Genomic DNA, 16019 nt, shown 5'->3' with positions numbered 1-16019 from the left:
CTAATCTCTCTTAAATTATCGGCCCATTCTGGCAGAATGTCCACTTATTAGTTTAACATACCGAACATATTTTCGCCACTTTTGGTGTTTCGGACTTCAACTGATCTTAATCTTTTGTTCTTAATTTATATGTTATATTTTATAACATGCAATGTAAGGAAATTAGAGTTTTTTTCTCTTTTTAGCGTTCAAATACTTGTCAGCTTCCTATTTCTTACTATATAATTGTTCAATATGCAAAACTAGGAGGTATTTTATGAAAAGGAAACACTTTTTACTTTCTTTCTTTGTGATGATGGTAACTCTGCTAACATTCATTAGTGGCACTTCAGCACATGCAGAAGGAAAGAAATATACAATCGGAACGGATTTAACATTCGCTCCTTTTGAATTCCAAGACTCAAAAGGAAAATACATTGGGATTGACGTTGATTTATTAGATGCGATTGCCAAAGATCAAGATTTTGAAGTGGATTTAAAACCATTAGGCTTCGATAGTGCAGTCCAAGCGATTCAATCTAAACAAATTGATGGCATGATTGCTGGAATGAGCATTACAGATGAACGAAAAAAATCCTTTGATTTTTCAAATCCATACTTCGATAGCGGTTTACAATTAGCGGTTAAAAAAGGAAATGACAAAATTAAATCATATGGTGATTTAAAAGGCAAAACGGTTGCGGCTAAAGTTGGAACTGAAAGTGCCAATTTCCTTGAAAAAAATAAAGAGAAATATGACTACACCATCAAAAATTTTGATGATGCAACGGGTCTTTATAAAGCCTTAGAAAACGGTGAAGCAGATGCAATCGTGGATGACTATCCTGTATTAGGCTACGCAGTTAAAAATGGCCAAAAATTACAATTAGTTGGCGATAAAGAAACAGGTAGTTCTTATGGTTTCGCAGTGAAAAAAGGCCAAAACCCTGAATTAATCAAAAAGTTCAACGCTGGTTTGAAAAATCTTAAAGACAATGGTACTTATGATAAAATTTTAAACAACTACTTAGCGACAGGCGATGAAACAAATACACAAGACGCTGGCGAACAGATGAAAAAAATCACTCCTAAAAAAGAGAAATATGTGATTGCTAGTGATTCTACGTTTGCTCCGTTTGAGTTTCAAAATGCCCAAGGCGATTATGTCGGAATTGATGTAGATTTAGTCAAACGTGCAGCTGAATTACAAGGTTTCAATGTTGAATTTAAATTTATTGGTTTTAGTTCTGCTGTCCAAGCTGTTGAATCTGGTCAAGCAGATGGAATGGTTGCAGGCATGACGATTACGGATGATCGTAAAAAAGCCTTCGACTTCTCTGTTCCTTACTTTGATAGTGGTATTCAAATTGCGGTCAAAAAAGGCAATGACAAAATTAAATCGTATGATGATTTAAAAGGCAAAAAAGTCGGCGTAAAAATTGGTACTGAAAGTGCTGATTTCTTAGAAAAAAATAAAAAGAAATATGATTACTCAATTAAGTATTTAGACACAACCGATGCATTATACAGTGCGTTAGAAATTGGCGAAGTTGATGCCATGATGGATGATTACCCTGTCATTGGCTATGGGGTTGCGCAAAATCAACCATTAGCGACACCAATTCCTCGTGAAAAAGGTGGTTCTTACGGTTTTGCTGTCAAAAAAGGTCAAAATCCTGAATTACTTGAAATGTTTAACGAAGGCTTAAAAGAAATGAAACGTACAGGTGAATACGATAAAATTATCAGCACTTACGTGAAAGATGGCAACGAAGCCAAAGAAGAAACAGCTGACGAATCTACGTTTGTTGGCTTTATGCAAAACAACTGGAAGCAATTGTTACATGGTTTATGGATGACGATTCTACTAACGTTAATTTCCTTTGTACTTGCTTTAATTGTCGGCGTTATTTTCGGACTATTCAGCGTTTCACCAATTAAAGCGTTACGTGTACTTTCAACCATTTATGTCGATTTAATTCGCGGCATTCCTTTAATGGTCTTAGCGTTCTTCATCTATTTCGGATTACCTGGTGTGCTTGGCTTTAATATCCCGGTCTTCATTGCTGGGATTATCACATTAACTTTAAATGCCAGTGCCTATATCTCTGAAATTGTGCGCGGCGGAATCAAAGCTGTTCCAGTTGGTCAAATGGAAGCTTCAAGAAGTTTAGGTCTTTCCTATAATCGGACAATGCAAAAAATTATTTTACCACAAGCGATTCGCATTATGATTCCTTCATTCATTAACCAATTTGTTATTTCATTGAAAGATACAACTATTCTTTCAGCAATTGGCTTAATCGAACTACTACAAACAGGAAAAATTATTGTTGCTCGGACATTACAAAGTACAATGGTTTACTTCGTTATTGCGTTAATCTATTTAATTTTAATTACTAGCTTAACTAAATTAGCGAAAAACCTTGAAAAGAAGGTGAACTAATATGACTGAAAAAATCTTAGTTGAACATTTAGTGAAAAAATATGGTGACAACACGGTCTTAAACGATATTAATGTTTCTATTAACGAAGGTGATGTAGTCTGTGTCATCGGTCCTTCTGGCTCTGGTAAGAGTACCTTTTTACGTTGCTTGAATCAATTAGAAGAAGCTTCTAGCGGAGACATTATTATTGATGGTGCGAACTTGACAGATAAAAATACGGACATCAACCAAGTCCGTCAACATATTGGGATGGTTTTCCAACATTTCAATTTGTTCCCACATTTATCTATTTTAGAAAACATTGTTTTAGCACCAACCGATTTAGGTCGCTTATCAAAAGATGAAGCAGAGAAAAAAGCGTTAGAACTTTTAGACCGTGTTGGGTTAGCAGATAAAAAAGATGCGTATCCAGATTCTTTGTCTGGTGGTCAAAAACAACGTGTTGCAATTGCACGTGCATTAGCGATGAATCCTGATATCATGCTTTTCGATGAGCCAACATCAGCCCTTGATCCAGAAATGGTTGGCGATGTTCTTGGTGTAATGAAAGATTTAGCAAAACAAGGAATGACCATGGTCATAGTTACACACGAAATGGGCTTTGCAAAAGAAGTGGCTAACCGAGTAATGTTCATTGATGGCGGCAACTTCCTAGAAGATGGTTCGCCAGAGCAAGTCTTTGAAAATCCTCAAAACCCTCGAACAAAAGATTTCTTAGATAAAGTATTAAATATTTAAACAAAAGCACTTGGCGCGCGCTAGCGCCCAAGTGCTTTATTTTATGGTTAAATTGTTTCTGTGACAGAGACAGATTGAACGTGCCCTTTTTCTTTTAAGAGATGGTGCAAGTTGGAATGCCAGAAATCTTCTTTACCTACATAAGAAATCTTTGCTGTGACTGTCTCTTGTTCGGATTCCAAAATCAATTCTACTAAGCGCTCTCCTTTTTCTAAAGAAGCTTGAAGTTGTTCATGCAGTCGGCTTTCTTTAATCATGGGTTCCTTCATTTTTACGATAAGCTGCAATCGTTTTAGAGGAGTTTTTCGTTTAAAATGAGCCAGAGCTAATACTAGCAAAGTCGCCACGAGATTGATAAACGCAATGGCTAAAAAGCCCATCCCAATGACTAAACCAATAATAGTAACATTCCACATCATTACTGCTGTTGTCAACCCAGAGACTTTCCTTTCTCTAAACACGATAATCCCCGCACCGAGAAAGCCTACACCACTAATCACTTGGGCGCCATATCGTGTAATATCCATAGAAATAATGGACGCCAAGGCGCTATTTTGTTTCACCACATCGACTAAAATATCCACCGATTGAATCTGTAAAATGGAAATCGTACAGGAGGCCAAACATAAAATGGCGTTGCTACTGATACCGAAGCCTTTTCTTTTAATACTTCTTTCTAACCCAATCAAAGCCCCAAAAACCACGGCTAGGGCCATCCGAATGACAACATCTGCGAGAGAAAGTTCAATCATTTTTAAAGAATTCATCGCTTTCTCTCCTTTCTTGCAAGTGACTATTTGACTTATTTTGTATTAACTAATAAACGTAAGCCATTAAAAATGACCACTAAGGTACTTCCTTCATGAATAAGTACGCTAAATGCGATATTCGCAATACCTAAAAAGTTCAAGATAATTAACGTTGCTACCACTAGCATTGAAAAAATGATATTTTGTTGCACAATTTTATTCAAGCGTTTTGAAACACGGTGAGCATAGCCTAATTTAGAAAGATCATTTTTCATCACTACCACGTCTGCAACATCGATAGCAATGTCCGTGCCATCCCCCATCGCCACTCCGATATCAGCATTCACTAAAGCGGGCGCATCGTTAATGCCATCACCAACCATCCCTGTCATCCCTACTTCGCGTTTTAATTGATCAACAATCGCTGATTTTTCCTCAGGTAAAACATTAGCAAAAACTTGGTCCACGCCTACTAAGCGACCAACTGCTTCACCAGTAAGTTTTGCATCTCCCGTAATCATTGTTGTTTCAATATTTTGTGACTTGAAATAGTGAATGGCGTTCATCGCTTCTTCATTAGGAACATCCATCAATGCCACTAAACCAATCACTTGTTCATTTTCGGCAAAGTACACCACCGTTTTGCCTTCACTCGCTAATCTCGTTGTTTGTTTCTCAATGATTGTTGGCACTTGTTCGAAACTAGATGGTTTACCAATTCTAAACGTTGTGTCTGCAATGGTCGTTACTAAACCCACACCGACAATATTTTCTACTTCTAAATTTAAAGTCGTTGTTTCTGCTTCAAAGCGATTAACGATCGCCGTTGCCAATGGGTGATTGGATTTTTTCTCCATATTTGTTAAAACAGCTACTAATTCGTCTTGACGATCTTCTAAGCCATCAATAAAAAGATAATCTGTGACCTCAGGTTTCCCTTTTGTTAGTGTACCTGTTTTATCAAAGGCGAGTGCTTTCACTTCAGCTAAATTTGATAAAAACGAACCACCTTTAAACAAAACGCCTTGTTTTGCTAAATTGGAAATTCCTGATAAAGTTGCTGGAACGGCACTCGCTGCTAAGGCACAAGGGGATGCAGCAATTAAGAAGACCAAGCCTCTGTAAAAACTTTCAGCCCAAGTCAATTGGAAAAGTAATGCGCCACCTAAAACAATTAGTGGAAAAACGGCTAAAACTAGTGTGACATATTTCGGTTCAAATCGTTTAATTTTGCTTGCTATTTCCGATTGATTTTCTTGCGATTGGTTCACTAGCTGTACGATTTTTGCAAAAACTGTTTCTGAACTATCTTTTGTTACTTCAACAACAATTGTGCCTGAACCGTTCATGGTACTACCAAAAACTGGGTCCCCACTATTTTTTTCTTTGGGAATACTTTCCCCATTAATAGATGATTCATCCACAGCGGTACTTCCTTCAATCACGACGCCATCTGTCGGAATTTGCGCACCATTTAGGACTTGCACGCGGTCACCAATCTTCAATTGTTCAACTGAAACAGTTTGAATCGAGCCGTCGTCTGTTATTAGGCGAGCTTCTGTTGGATTTAAATTTAATAGTTTTGTAATTTCACGTTGACTTTTGCCTTGAGCATAATCTTCAAGGAAATGCGCCGCCGCAAAAATCAAAATCAATAATGCTGATTCTTCAAAACTTCCCATTAATGCTGAACCAACGGCAGCTAAGGTCATTAACAAATGAATATTAGGCGAAAACTTTCGATTGTTTTTCGTATCCCGATACGTATCTCCAAAGCCTTCCCCAATAATATGATAACCAGCTAAAATAGCAGCTAACGAGAAAAGAATATTTTTCACTAAGAGCATGTTCCCTAAAAATAAACCGATAAAGAAAAGAGCCAATCCTGTAAAAAAGAGAATAACTGGAACGTTTTTACCTTTTTCTTCATGTGTGTGTGCACCTATTTGTTTTGACATTGTTATGCGCCTCCTTATTAATGTTTTATCATTCATATGAATGTATATTCATATTATAAAACACTTGGTTGGTTTTGTAAAGACTTAAATACAAAGACAAGCGATGATTCTATTCGATAGTATCACCGCTTGTCTTTGTTGATTCTTTTTGTTGTTGATATTTTTCTTCTTGAATAGTTAATAATGATTGCGTTAAATTTACCCAATCAATCGAACGAGGTGGATCCAGCCAAACCATAACTTTACTCTGTTCTTCTTGATACAAGTTATTTAAATTGGTAATTACCACATCTGGCAAGGCATCTGATAACGGGTCAATAATTTCTACATTTAAATTCACATAGACGGATAAATTTTTTTTGATGAATTGGTTATACTCTTTTCCATAAGAAAAATCAATTAGGACCTTGGCTGGCTCTGCGATTAAATGAACTGGAACATGATTAATTAGCAACAATAGATAGTTAAAAAACAAACAGTGATTGGCTTTCGCAATTTTTTTATGTTTTGCTGTTAACCAACGAATATATTCAATTAAATAAAAATAAAATTCCGGATATGTTTGCTTAAAAAACTGTAAATCCATTTCAAAGTCGTCAAACATATTAATCGGAAAATAAATAACATTAAAATGAATAATTGCTAACCCTTCTTTTAGAGTATTCCTTGTTGACTCCTCTAAACAATTAAATGCTTTTTCAAAACTTCCAATGAAAACACGAGTTAGGCTTTCAATCGTAGGATCTTCATGAATGACATATTTTTTCTCTAGTTTGCCATGCAAATACAGGAAAAAAACAATCGTATATGTTAATGATTTTGAGGACAATGCCCATGCCACTTGCGATTTTTTTATTAGTTCCTCTGAAAATGTATTTAGTGCGCGCGTATCGATCCCTTCCACCGCACGTCCTTCGTTGTTAATCATAATAGCTAAATAATGGAAAAAATTCCGCCGCTCATAGGTGGTGAAAGTATAGTTTAACTCAACAGACTGTAATACACGTTTCGCTTCATTATAGACTTTTACCGAATATAGTTCGGAAATTGGTTGATTGGAAAGCGTGAACAATTTATACAAAAAAAATGAAATTGCTTTTTGATTGCCGACAATTTCCCGCTTACTAAAATAGATCTGATACTCCTTTAAGGCTTTTTTTAGCCGCTGTAAGGTACTATACGCCACAGAGGTGCTGACATGATTACATTCAGCAAACTTTGTCAAACTATAATTTCCTCTAAAGTAAGACAACACTAATTTAAAAGAGAGCGATTCTGTTAAGTATTTCGTAAGCAAAAGTTTACTTGAATAGTTTCCATCAATTTCAAGTGTAACATCGACATCAGAAACGACTAAAGTTAAGCTGTCGCTTAACTTTAGATTGTCAATATCTGCTTTTAATTTTTCTAATGTTTTTTTGACTAAAAAATTCGACATCGATAATTCTTCGCGAAGTGCAATAAAAGTACCCGATAACGTGGGACTTTCTTCTAAATGTCTTAGCAAGGAATAACTTCGTTGATCTTCTTTATTTAAAAAAATTTCATAATTCATCATTTATCAGTTCTTTCTCCCATAAATAGCCGTTCCTACTAATTCCCGTATGAAATTCAAGTAAAAAGTGTTTTGCCCCTCCGTTCCAGCACCGCCTGTGCTATTTGGTACAATGGTGATATGGCTAGCATCAAATAATTCATCTGTGAAAAATACTTGATGCTGACTTTTCTTGGAAGAAGGCCTTTCTTCATTTGTTTTTGGATTATTGGTTTTCACTTCTTTTTTACTAACTTCTTCGCTACTTTCTTCCGCTTGCGTTTCGCTAGTAATAGTACTTTCATTTGTTTCTTCCATTTCTTCTGGTGTGCCAGTATTCTCAATCGGATAAATTTCTTCTGTTGGATTGGTCGGATTATAAATTGGATTCCGTTCTTCTGCTGCTTGCACATTGGTTACTTGAAAAAACGAGAGTAACAATGTACTCCATAATAGTAAATGTTTGTATTTATCCATTTTTCTCACATATATTGCCAAATACTTTAGCTACATAACAAAACAAAAAATATAACTAGTAAAGTGGTATCAGACGATATTTAACAATACTCCTTCTTATTATTTCTTTTTTTGAGTTAGGTTTGTTGAATAAACTGCATGTTTGATAAGTAAAAACAAACAAAAACGTTGCCGATGATCAAATCAAAAATTAACTACTCTTTATATTTCTCTTTCGTTTTTTTCCTGTTTCTTTTTTCGCCAAATCAACCAGGCAATGATTAAAATCACTATCAATAATAGTAGTAAGCCAATCATCAAATATAAATTTGAATGATTTTCTTTTAAGGTCACATCTTTTTCATTTAATTCTTTGGCAACTTCGCCATTAATTGTAAAGTCTTTTTCAAATTGCCATTGATTTCTAAAAGATATCGATTCATTGTTTATTGATTTTTTAAATGCGCCTGCAGCATCTTTATTCCCAACAACGGTCATAGACAAATGATAATCTCCTGGCTTAAGCGGTTGCCCTTTTAGAGCAATTGGAACAGAAAAATTGGTATTTGGTGCAATTTGCATGTTTGCTTTTTCCTCTTTATATAAAACTTCTTCATGTCCCTTTTTGGTAATCTCTGCCGAAAAGGCAACTTGGTTAATATATGTTTTTTGATCATTTTGTAGATTGACTAAAATCACATTTCTAGCATTAATCTGTCCTGGTGAGACTTTTTTCAAAAGTAAATTCGGCTCAACCTTTTTTTTGTTTTGTTGCATCAATAATGCAACGACATACGAATATTCATTTTTAATGGATAACCCCTGACTCTTATCGTCTTGACGTTTGCCTTCATCCGACGTCTCTTCTTTAAAAGTGATACCACTAGCTAACACTCCATCAAAGGGTGTATTAGGCATTTTGACGTTAATAGAAACCGTTTGTTCACTTTTCGGTTTTAAACGAACTGAGCTGGGGTATTGAACATAGTCTTTTATATCAAACGCTAAACTTTGATCTTTTTTCCCCTTATTTTCACCATACTCCACGATTACATTTGAATTGGTAATGGCACTATTGATGGAAATACCTACCTTTACTTCTTTATCTGTATCATTGCGCAAGTTCACTTTCAACTCAGTTTCTTCATTTGGTGCTAGTAATAAATCAAAGTAAGTTTTTTCTTTATCTACTTGTTTTTCTGATGGAATAGGCGTAACCGCAAAATTAAATTCACTGGCATAACCATTGCTAGGTACTAACGCTAAAAGAATTAGTAGTATCGGAAAAAAAAGAAATCGTTGTTTTTTTCTGTTCAAATTATTTACTCCTTTTCTATATGTAGTGAATAGCAGGTAACCATGTCCCCCGCTATTCTTCTTTTAAAACTCGTTTAATTTCCTGGAGCGTCTGTCAACGTCCATGTTAATTTTGTGGCGTATTTTTCAGCGTATTTGGTTGTAGAACCTGGAACAGTTAACTCAATACTTTTAGCAGCTGTAGTTGCATCTGTTCCCCAATCAAATAAATAAGTTCCTGCACCGTTTCCTTTCGCTGCACTCATTACATCTGATTGACTACCATCTGAATTTAACGTGATTTTGGCTGGGCCTGTTGGTTTGCCTGAATCTGAAGCAGTCACTACATTTCCGTTTTTAAACGTGATAGCTGCCCCAGTCAATTCTTTACCAGAAGTTGATTTAAATTGTCCTTCTTGTTTCACTTTTAATGACCAGCCAGCTTCGGTTCCACGGTTATCTGTTACTTGGACATAGTTAGGCCCTTCTTTGACTTCATCGGTTGCACCTACCGTCTTGTATTTTTGGGTAGCAGCAAAATAAGTTTGATCCTTCGACGTGATTTTTTGAACACCAAAGTCTAGACTTGACGCATAATCAATTGACAACGGACCGTTTGTTCCTGGATTAGGACCTTCAGGATCTGTTGGGTCAATAGGATCAACTGGATTAGTTGGATCCGTTGGGTCAACCGGATTAGTTGGTTCTTCACTTGGTGTAAATTCTACGATACCATTAGATGTATAACTACCGCCATCTTCTGCAAAGGCTTGAGAAGTCATGCCTAAGCTCCCTAAAATAAATGTGGATAAACATACTGTTGTTACTTTTTTCATTTTCTTTTCTCCATTCTTTTCTTTAATTTCCTGGTACGTCTTCTAACGCCCAAGATAAACGAGCTTTAAATGTTCCAACTCTTTGATAAGCTACAGGAACATTGATTTGAATTCCTTGTTGTTTTGATTCATCAAGTAATGCTGTTAAATCTGTTTCACCTTTCTGATTACTTTCTAAAAGCGTAATTGCCTCATTTGTAATCTGAGAGCTTCCAGCAGTTGAAACGAAAGAAAAAACATCTGGCATTACAATTGAATCATTTGTTAACGATTGCGTTTGCTTTAGTTGCAAACGCCAATTATTCGCGTTACGTTCATCCACGACTTTGAGTCCTTCGGTGGGATGCCCAAGTTTAATTAGTGGTTGATTACGTATCTTTTCCGTACCAAAAGTAATCTGTTTTGGTGCCTCTTTAAAATATAGTTCCCCTAAACGATAGTAAAAATAAATATCTTTTGTTTCCTCTGTCATTGTTCCTTCCGCATTGCCCGAGTCTTTTGTAAAAACATAGCCAGAAATATCTAGGGGTTTTTCTTGATAGGGTGCGCCAATTTTCCCTGTTACACTTTTAGGTGGAGCAATATCTTTACCTTCCGCATCTTTATAAAAAACGGTTACTGTTTTTTCTGTTGGTTTAGGAATAGTAATCGTTACATTATTTGACTTTTGCAGTAAGGTTCCTTCTTCATAATAGTCAAAGTTCATAGTTAAAACTTTTTCGGGCGTATTATCTTGAAGGGTTGTTTTTAATTCAATCATCATGTCCTTCTTTAAAACTAGGTAGTCATTTAAAGCAATTGTTAAGTGATTCCCTGTTTGTGTCAGATCTTTGGCTGCTACCTTTTTACCATCAATCGTTAATGAATTTTCTTCATATGCTAATTCATCAGGTAAGTCAATGCTTACTTGCGGTTGACGATCTTCGATAAAGTCATTGTCAATATTCAACGTATTCCGTAGTATCACCTGATCATTTTTCACTGCTTCAACAGCTGAGCTAAACTCCTGACCATTCACGCTAAGGGCTGCTTGTGACGTAACGTTGGTAGGAATTTGTGTCATCGCTAAAGCATTCTCTTGGTATTTGCCACCTGTGGATGATGTAAAGCCCCAATAAACCGTTGTTGCGCCAAATTGTGCATTTAAATCTGAAACTACATACGTATTCGTGCCCACACCTTCTAAATCATATGTTAATGCTTTGGTTGCGGCATTCCAATGAACAGTCAACATGCGCCAGGTTCCATTAGATAGATAGGTTGGCGCAACAGTGACGCCTGAATGCTCCCCTGTATAGCTGTTGTTATTAGCTTTCGGAGTGACAAAAGCTAAATGTCCATTTCCCTTATCTTGTGAAATTTCTCGGTCCATTCGGTTGGAACTACCAGTATTTTTATAGGTATCAAACTCAATCGATAAGGCATTTCTAACGTAGGGTTGACCCGCTTTCGTGGAGTATGCGCCGATTCCCATCCCAGGTGAACCAATGACTTCTTGAGGCGTTGTGGACATTCTAGGATCATTCGTTAAGGTAAAGGTCATACCATCACCAGCATTTGCATACTCATTTCCTAAATACAAATAACTTTTGAAGGTAAAATCCGACAATAAACTGATTGGTTTTTTTGACCAAATAGCTCCTTTTTGTGATTTAACAGCTGGGTTTAGTTGTAATAACTTCCCACCTTCTAAAATACTTGTTGCATTTCCAATTGGCTCTTGAAACACCTTGTCGATTGGAATGATATTAGGATCATCAGGCAATGAAGTAGCGTATGGTGCAGCCAACATGCGCGGCTGTGGTTCAACTATCGCCGATTCCGTTGCACTGTTATCGTCATCCTTTTGTTGTTCGCTAGGTTCTAAAGTAGCCGTTGATTGGTCTGTTTCTGCTGGATGATTATCGGTTGTTGTTGTCGTTTCTAGGGAAGGTTCTTGCTCTAATGTTTCCGAGTGAGAAGGAGCGCTAGTTGCCTGATCATTGGCCGATTCCTTCACTATTTCCCGATTGACTTCGTTGCTATTTGTCGAAGGATTACTAATCGCTTCGCTAGTAATAGGCGCAAGGAGTAGTAAGAATAAACTACTTGCCAAAAAGACTAGGCTTTGTTTGTTTCGCATCTCTCTTCACCTCTACTTTTTAAATTCCTGGTACATCCGTCAACGTCCACAATAATTTTGTTTGATATTTCACGGCATCTTTAGGGGTTGACCCTGGTACTGATAGCGCGACATCTTTTGTAACATTAACATTGTGTACCTCATTGGTTTCATCGCGTTCTGCAACCACTTCTACTTTGCCCCAATAAGTAGCCCAAGTTCCCGCACCGGTTCCTTGCTTCGCAGCTGCCACTAGCGATGCGGTTCCTGGAATAAGGGCAATCTTATTTATTGCCTCTGGTTTCACAACATTTTGCGCATTACTATTAACAGTCGGGTTAGCTAAAGAAATTTGCGCACCTGTCAACTGACTATTTAAAGTCGCCTTTGTTGCTTTAAATTGCTCCTTTTGCGTAACCGTTAAAGACCAACCGCTATTGGTTCCTCTATTATCAGAAATTTGCACAAAATTTGGTGTTTCTTTTTGATTTTCTTGATATTGCTGTGCTCTTGCAAAATATACTTGGTCTTTATTCGAAATACGATTTTTTCCAAAGTCAAAACTTGAAGCATAATCAATAGACAGTGGCCCTTGGGTACCAGGATTGGGACCTTCTGGGTCTGTCGGATCAATTGGTTTGACTGGCTTTTCTGGATCGGGATTTTCTGGATCAACTGGCTCTGTCGGATCTACGTTCGGAATAAATTCTACTAAACCATTCGAACGATACTCTTTTGGCTCTTCTGCCTTCGCTTGTAAGGACCAACCAGCAACTGCAAATGTACTGCATAGAACGATTCCTGTGAATTGTTTTTTCATTGCTTTTCTCCTTTATTTAATTATTAGCGGGAGTATCTTCTAATGCCCAAACTAACTTCGTTGAATATTGTTGTGCAAGCTTTACAGATTTTCCAGGAACGAATAGTTGGACAGCTTCTTTATTTGTTGCTTCATTTGAACCAAAGCGGTAGACCCAGGTCCCAACACCTGTTTCTTTTTTAGCATTTATTGCTAGATTATTATTTACACCAGGTGTTAAGGAAATAGTACTACTGACTTCAGCAGGTTTATATTTTTCATCCACCATTGAGGCAGCTTCTGCCTTTGTAAACGTTAATTGAGCGCCGACTAGTTCCTCTCCAGTAGCCGTTTTAAATTGTTCAGGTTGGGAAAGCGTTAGTTTCCATCCTGCTAACGTTCCTCTTTTATCAGTTACTTGTACATAGGTTGGTTTTTTTGAACCATCTTTCATTTCATCTGGCGCAGCATAATACGTTTGATCTGCCGTAGAAATCTTTTGTGTGCCAAATTTAAATTTTGACCCATAATCAATTGATAAGGCGCCACCCGTTCCTGGGCCTGGAGGATCAACTGGGTCTACTGGATCAGTAGGATCGGGATTTTCCGGATCAACAGGCGGTGTGATTTCGTTATCGCCTGCTTCAAAAGTAATTGTGCCTTCCGTATTGTATTCTTTCGGAAAAGTTTCTGCTGATGCGTTTATTGCTTGAAAACCTACGCCTAATAGTATGGTTGTCGATGTAAGTAAAACAGTTTTTTTCATTAAATAAGCTCCTTCTCTCGTTTCATTTTATTAATTAAATAAATGACTACCCCCAACAAACTAACTCCTATCAAGGAATACAGTGGATTTTCAGACTCGCCTGTCTTAGGTAAAACCGCTTGTCCAGAAGCAGCTAAATTGTTTCTTCCCTGTTCTTCTGATTGTTGGGTATACGCTACGTCATTTGACTCTTTTTCATTCTCATAAACGTAGGTGCCATAGAAGCTCGCTTGACCATTTGATTCATAATTATTTTCTTCAGCCATAACGCTTTTTGTTTGCAACCCAATGATCAATAGCCCTAAACATACCAAACTAAACCTTTTTATGATTTTCATCTGAATTCCTCCTTCCCCATTTTCAACATTGACTGGCCCAGCCAATAAACATTATATAAAAGAAATATTTATTAGATTTTTTTATTTTTTTCAGATGCTTTTAAAAAATAAAATGGTTTTAGCTAAGAAAGCTTTCAAATCAACACTTTTAAAGACAAAAAAATAAACAAAAAAACTTCGAAAAATAATTTTCGAAGTTTTTTTGTTTATTTTTTTATTATTTTTATACTTCTACCGCTTCTAACAAAGCTAACCGTTCAGCAACTTCTGCTTCTGTTAGATTATGTTTTTTTACATAACGATTGGCAGGGTGCTGGCTACATTCTAATGAGCAGCCGCCTAAATGTTTATGTTCATTTTCTTCTGAAGTTAAGATTTGACGGTTACATTCTGGGTTTGCACAGTTAATGTAGCGTTCGCAAGGTGTTCCATCAAACCAGTCTTTCCCAATAACTTTTTTATCAACATGATTAATTTCGACACTGATTCGGTCATCAAAGACATACATTTTGCCGTCCCAAAGTTCGCCACGTGTTTCTGGATTTTTCCCATAGTTGGCGATACCACCATGCAATTGAGCAACATCTTCAAATCCTTCTTTTAATAACCAGCCAGAAAATTTTTCACAGCGAATCCCGCCAGTACAATAGGTAACGATTTTTTTATCCATAAATTGTTCTTTGTTTTCGCGAATCCATTGTGGCAACTCACGGAAGCTACGGATATCTGGGCGCACGGCACCACGGAAATGACCTAAATCATATTCATAATCGTTACGAGCATCGATTACAACAGTTTCTTCGTCTAATAAGGCTTCTTTAAATTCTGCAGGTTCCAAATATTTCCCCGTCGTTTCTAATGGATCAACGTCTTCTTCTAAGTTCAACGCCACTAATTCAGAACGTGGGCGAACAAACATTTTGCGGAACGCCATTTCTTCTGCTGGATCAATTTTAAAGAATGTATCCTTAAAGCGCTCATCAGCTTGCATTGCTTCCATGTACTTTTCTGTTTCTTCGACAGTACCAGATAACGTTCCGTTAATCCCTTCTGTCGCTACTAAAATACGGCCTTTTAAATTTAATGATTTGCAAAAAGCTAGATGCTCTTTCGCAAAAGCTTCTGGATCTTCAATTGTTGTATATTTGTAATAAAGTAATACTTGGTATTTCATCTTGTTTTCCCCTTTTGTATAAAGTCATTCTATCCCATTATACGGTGAATAAAAAAGGGAAAGCGATTATTTTGCTTGTGTATTTACACACAATAAAAAAGTAGCTCGTTGTTGCGTAATAATTATTACGCAACAACGAGCTACTTTTTTATACTACTCCTTTTCAGAAGTCGTAGCGAGTTGTTCTTGCAACTCACCTAAAAGTTCAATTTGAATATTTTGGATTTTTACCAAATTTTCTAGTTGATTATTGATAATATAATCCATCTTCTCATGTAATAAATTAATTTCTACTTCTGCTTTTAAGTTAATTTTATAATCATTATTCGCTTGTTCTCTGTCACGGGCTTCTTGTCTGTTTTGACTCATCATAATAATCGGCGCTTGGATAGCTGCTAAACAAGATAAAGCGAGATTTAGCAAAATATAAGGATATTTGTCAAATGGTTGTCCCAATAAAGTGGTAGAGTTAATCACGATCCAAAGCAATCAACACGAAACAAAAGAAGCCAATAAACACCCAGCTACCGCCAAATTTAGCAATGGTATCCGCTGCTCGTTGGCCAAAGGTTAATTTCTTTTCCATCTTTTCATTCATATTATTGGAAATCAGCTTATCTTCTTTGATATGTTGAACTACTAATTCATTCAGCTGTTGGATTTTTTCAGAATCATTTGCGACCAATTGTTTCATGTAATCCAAACGATAATTAAGTAACTCCGCCAATGTAATCATCGATTCAGCTGTCAATTGTGGCTTGTTTTGGAGAATAAAAGCTTGCGTTTCCTGTTCTATATCTTAAAGATAAATGTTTTTTTTCGTTGGTTCACCAATAACAACTTGTTGA

At 36.5% G+C, this 16019-nt stretch carries 13 protein-coding genes and 1 pseudogene; 2 read left to right on the top strand and 12 right to left on the bottom strand.

Translation table 11 applies throughout. The features are described 5' to 3' along the window. Window positions 1-256 precede the first annotated feature (256 nt). Window positions 257-2425, top strand: coding sequence for an amino acid ABC transporter substrate-binding protein/permease (locus IGL49_RS02495; RefSeq protein ID WP_104855224.1), 2169 nt, complete (start codon window positions 257-259; stop codon window positions 2423-2425). Between the two features lies 1 nt (window position 2426). Beyond that, complete coding sequence (locus IGL49_RS02490) at window positions 2427-3164, top strand: amino acid ABC transporter ATP-binding protein (RefSeq protein WP_016618263.1); 738 nt, start codon at window positions 2427-2429, stop codon at window positions 3162-3164. A 47-nt stretch (window positions 3165-3211) separates the two neighbouring features. Here the strand turns inward: IGL49_RS02490 and IGL49_RS02485 are convergent, their stop codons facing one another. The 12 genes and pseudogenes from IGL49_RS02485 to IGL49_RS02430 form a co-directional block, all read right to left on the bottom strand. After that, the gene (locus tag IGL49_RS02485) at window positions 3212-3931 is read right to left on the bottom strand and encodes an MgtC/SapB family protein (RefSeq protein ID WP_104855223.1); all 720 of its coding nucleotides are present in this window, start codon (window positions 3929-3931) and stop codon (window positions 3212-3214) included. 35 nt (window positions 3932-3966) lie between these two features. Then, window positions 3967-5871: a heavy metal translocating P-type ATPase gene (locus tag IGL49_RS02480; protein WP_104855222.1), complete on the bottom strand. Its 1905-nt coding sequence runs from the start codon at window positions 5869-5871 to the stop codon at window positions 3967-3969. Between the two features lie 109 nt (window positions 5872-5980). Further along, entirely contained in the window at window positions 5981-7429 is a 1449-nt protein-coding gene (locus IGL49_RS02475; protein ID WP_104855221.1) for a helix-turn-helix domain-containing protein, read from the bottom strand. Window positions 7430-7432: 3 nt separating this feature from the next. Further along, entirely contained in the window at window positions 7433-7882 is a 450-nt protein-coding gene (locus IGL49_RS02470) for a hypothetical protein (RefSeq protein ID WP_104855220.1), read from the bottom strand. Window positions 7883-8083: 201 nt separating this feature from the next. After that, complete coding sequence (locus IGL49_RS02465; RefSeq protein WP_104855219.1) at window positions 8084-9178, bottom strand: DUF916 and DUF3324 domain-containing protein; 1095 nt, start codon at window positions 9176-9178, stop codon at window positions 8084-8086. A 74-nt stretch (window positions 9179-9252) separates the two neighbouring features. Next, entirely contained in the window at window positions 9253-9993 is a 741-nt protein-coding gene (locus IGL49_RS02460) for a WxL domain-containing protein (RefSeq protein WP_104855218.1), read from the bottom strand. Between the two features lie 22 nt (window positions 9994-10015). Further along, window positions 10016-12115, bottom strand: coding sequence for a lectin-like domain-containing protein (locus IGL49_RS02455; RefSeq protein ID WP_104855217.1), 2100 nt, complete (start codon window positions 12113-12115; stop codon window positions 10016-10018). Window positions 12116-12134: 19 nt separating this feature from the next. Continuing rightward, entirely contained in the window at window positions 12135-12914 is a 780-nt protein-coding gene (locus tag IGL49_RS02450) for a WxL domain-containing protein (protein WP_104855216.1), read from the bottom strand. Between the two features lie 16 nt (window positions 12915-12930). Continuing rightward, window positions 12931-13659, bottom strand: coding sequence for a WxL domain-containing protein (locus IGL49_RS02445; protein WP_104855215.1), 729 nt, complete (start codon window positions 13657-13659; stop codon window positions 12931-12933). Continuing rightward, entirely contained in the window at window positions 13659-14042 is a 384-nt protein-coding gene (locus tag IGL49_RS02440; RefSeq protein ID WP_002355604.1) for an LPXTG cell wall anchor domain-containing protein, read from the bottom strand. Before IGL49_RS02440 ends, IGL49_RS02445 begins: the two co-directional genes overlap by 1 nt. Before the next feature lie 178 nt (window positions 14043-14220). Further along, window positions 14221-15171: an oxygen-dependent tRNA uridine(34) hydroxylase TrhO gene (gene trhO, locus IGL49_RS02435; protein ID WP_104855376.1), complete on the bottom strand. Its 951-nt coding sequence runs from the start codon at window positions 15169-15171 to the stop codon at window positions 14221-14223. A 153-nt stretch (window positions 15172-15324) separates the two neighbouring features. After that, window positions 15325-15967: pseudogene (locus IGL49_RS02430) on the bottom strand (DUF1003 domain-containing protein). Window positions 15968-16019: the final 52 nt, after the last annotated feature.

Origin of the sequence: Enterococcus sp. DIV1337a (genome assembly GCF_051712285.1) — a bacterium.
GTDB lineage: Bacteria > Bacillota > Bacilli > Lactobacillales > Enterococcaceae > Enterococcus > Enterococcus faecalis.
The sequence above is the reverse complement of the archived record's forward strand: the minus strand, read 5'-3'. Positions and strand labels throughout refer to the sequence as shown.

What these genes read in the sequence shown, in the direction of transcription:
- IGL49_RS02455 (WP_104855217.1), bottom strand. Translation starts at nt 12,115, where the DNA reads ATGCGAAACAAACAAAGCCTAGTCTTTTTGGCAAGTAGTTTATTCTTA.
- IGL49_RS02490 (WP_016618263.1), top strand. Translation starts at nt 2,427, where the DNA reads ATGACTGAAAAAATCTTAGTTGAACATTTAGTGAAAAAATATGGTGAC.
- IGL49_RS02495 (WP_104855224.1), top strand. Translation starts at nt 257, where the DNA reads ATGAAAAGGAAACACTTTTTACTTTCTTTCTTTGTGATGATGGTAACT.
- trhO (WP_104855376.1), bottom strand. Translation starts at nt 15,171, where the DNA reads ATGAAATACCAAGTATTACTTTATTACAAATATACAACAATTGAAGAT.
- IGL49_RS02460 (WP_104855218.1), bottom strand. Translation starts at nt 9,993, where the DNA reads ATGAAAAAAGTAACAACAGTATGTTTATCCACATTTATTTTAGGGAGC.
- IGL49_RS02470 (WP_104855220.1), bottom strand. Translation starts at nt 7,882, where the DNA reads ATGGATAAATACAAACATTTACTATTATGGAGTACATTGTTACTCTCG.
- IGL49_RS02450 (WP_104855216.1), bottom strand. Translation starts at nt 12,914, where the DNA reads ATGAAAAAACAATTCACAGGAATCGTTCTATGCAGTACATTTGCAGTT.
- IGL49_RS02475 (WP_104855221.1), bottom strand. Translation starts at nt 7,429, where the DNA reads ATGATGAATTATGAAATTTTTTTAAATAAAGAAGATCAACGAAGTTAT.
- IGL49_RS02480 (WP_104855222.1), bottom strand. Translation starts at nt 5,871, where the DNA reads ATGTCAAAACAAATAGGTGCACACACACATGAAGAAAAAGGTAAAAAC.
- IGL49_RS02485 (WP_104855223.1), bottom strand. Translation starts at nt 3,931, where the DNA reads ATGAATTCTTTAAAAATGATTGAACTTTCTCTCGCAGATGTTGTCATT.
- IGL49_RS02445 (WP_104855215.1), bottom strand. Translation starts at nt 13,659, where the DNA reads ATGAAAAAAACTGTTTTACTTACATCGACAACCATACTATTAGGCGTA.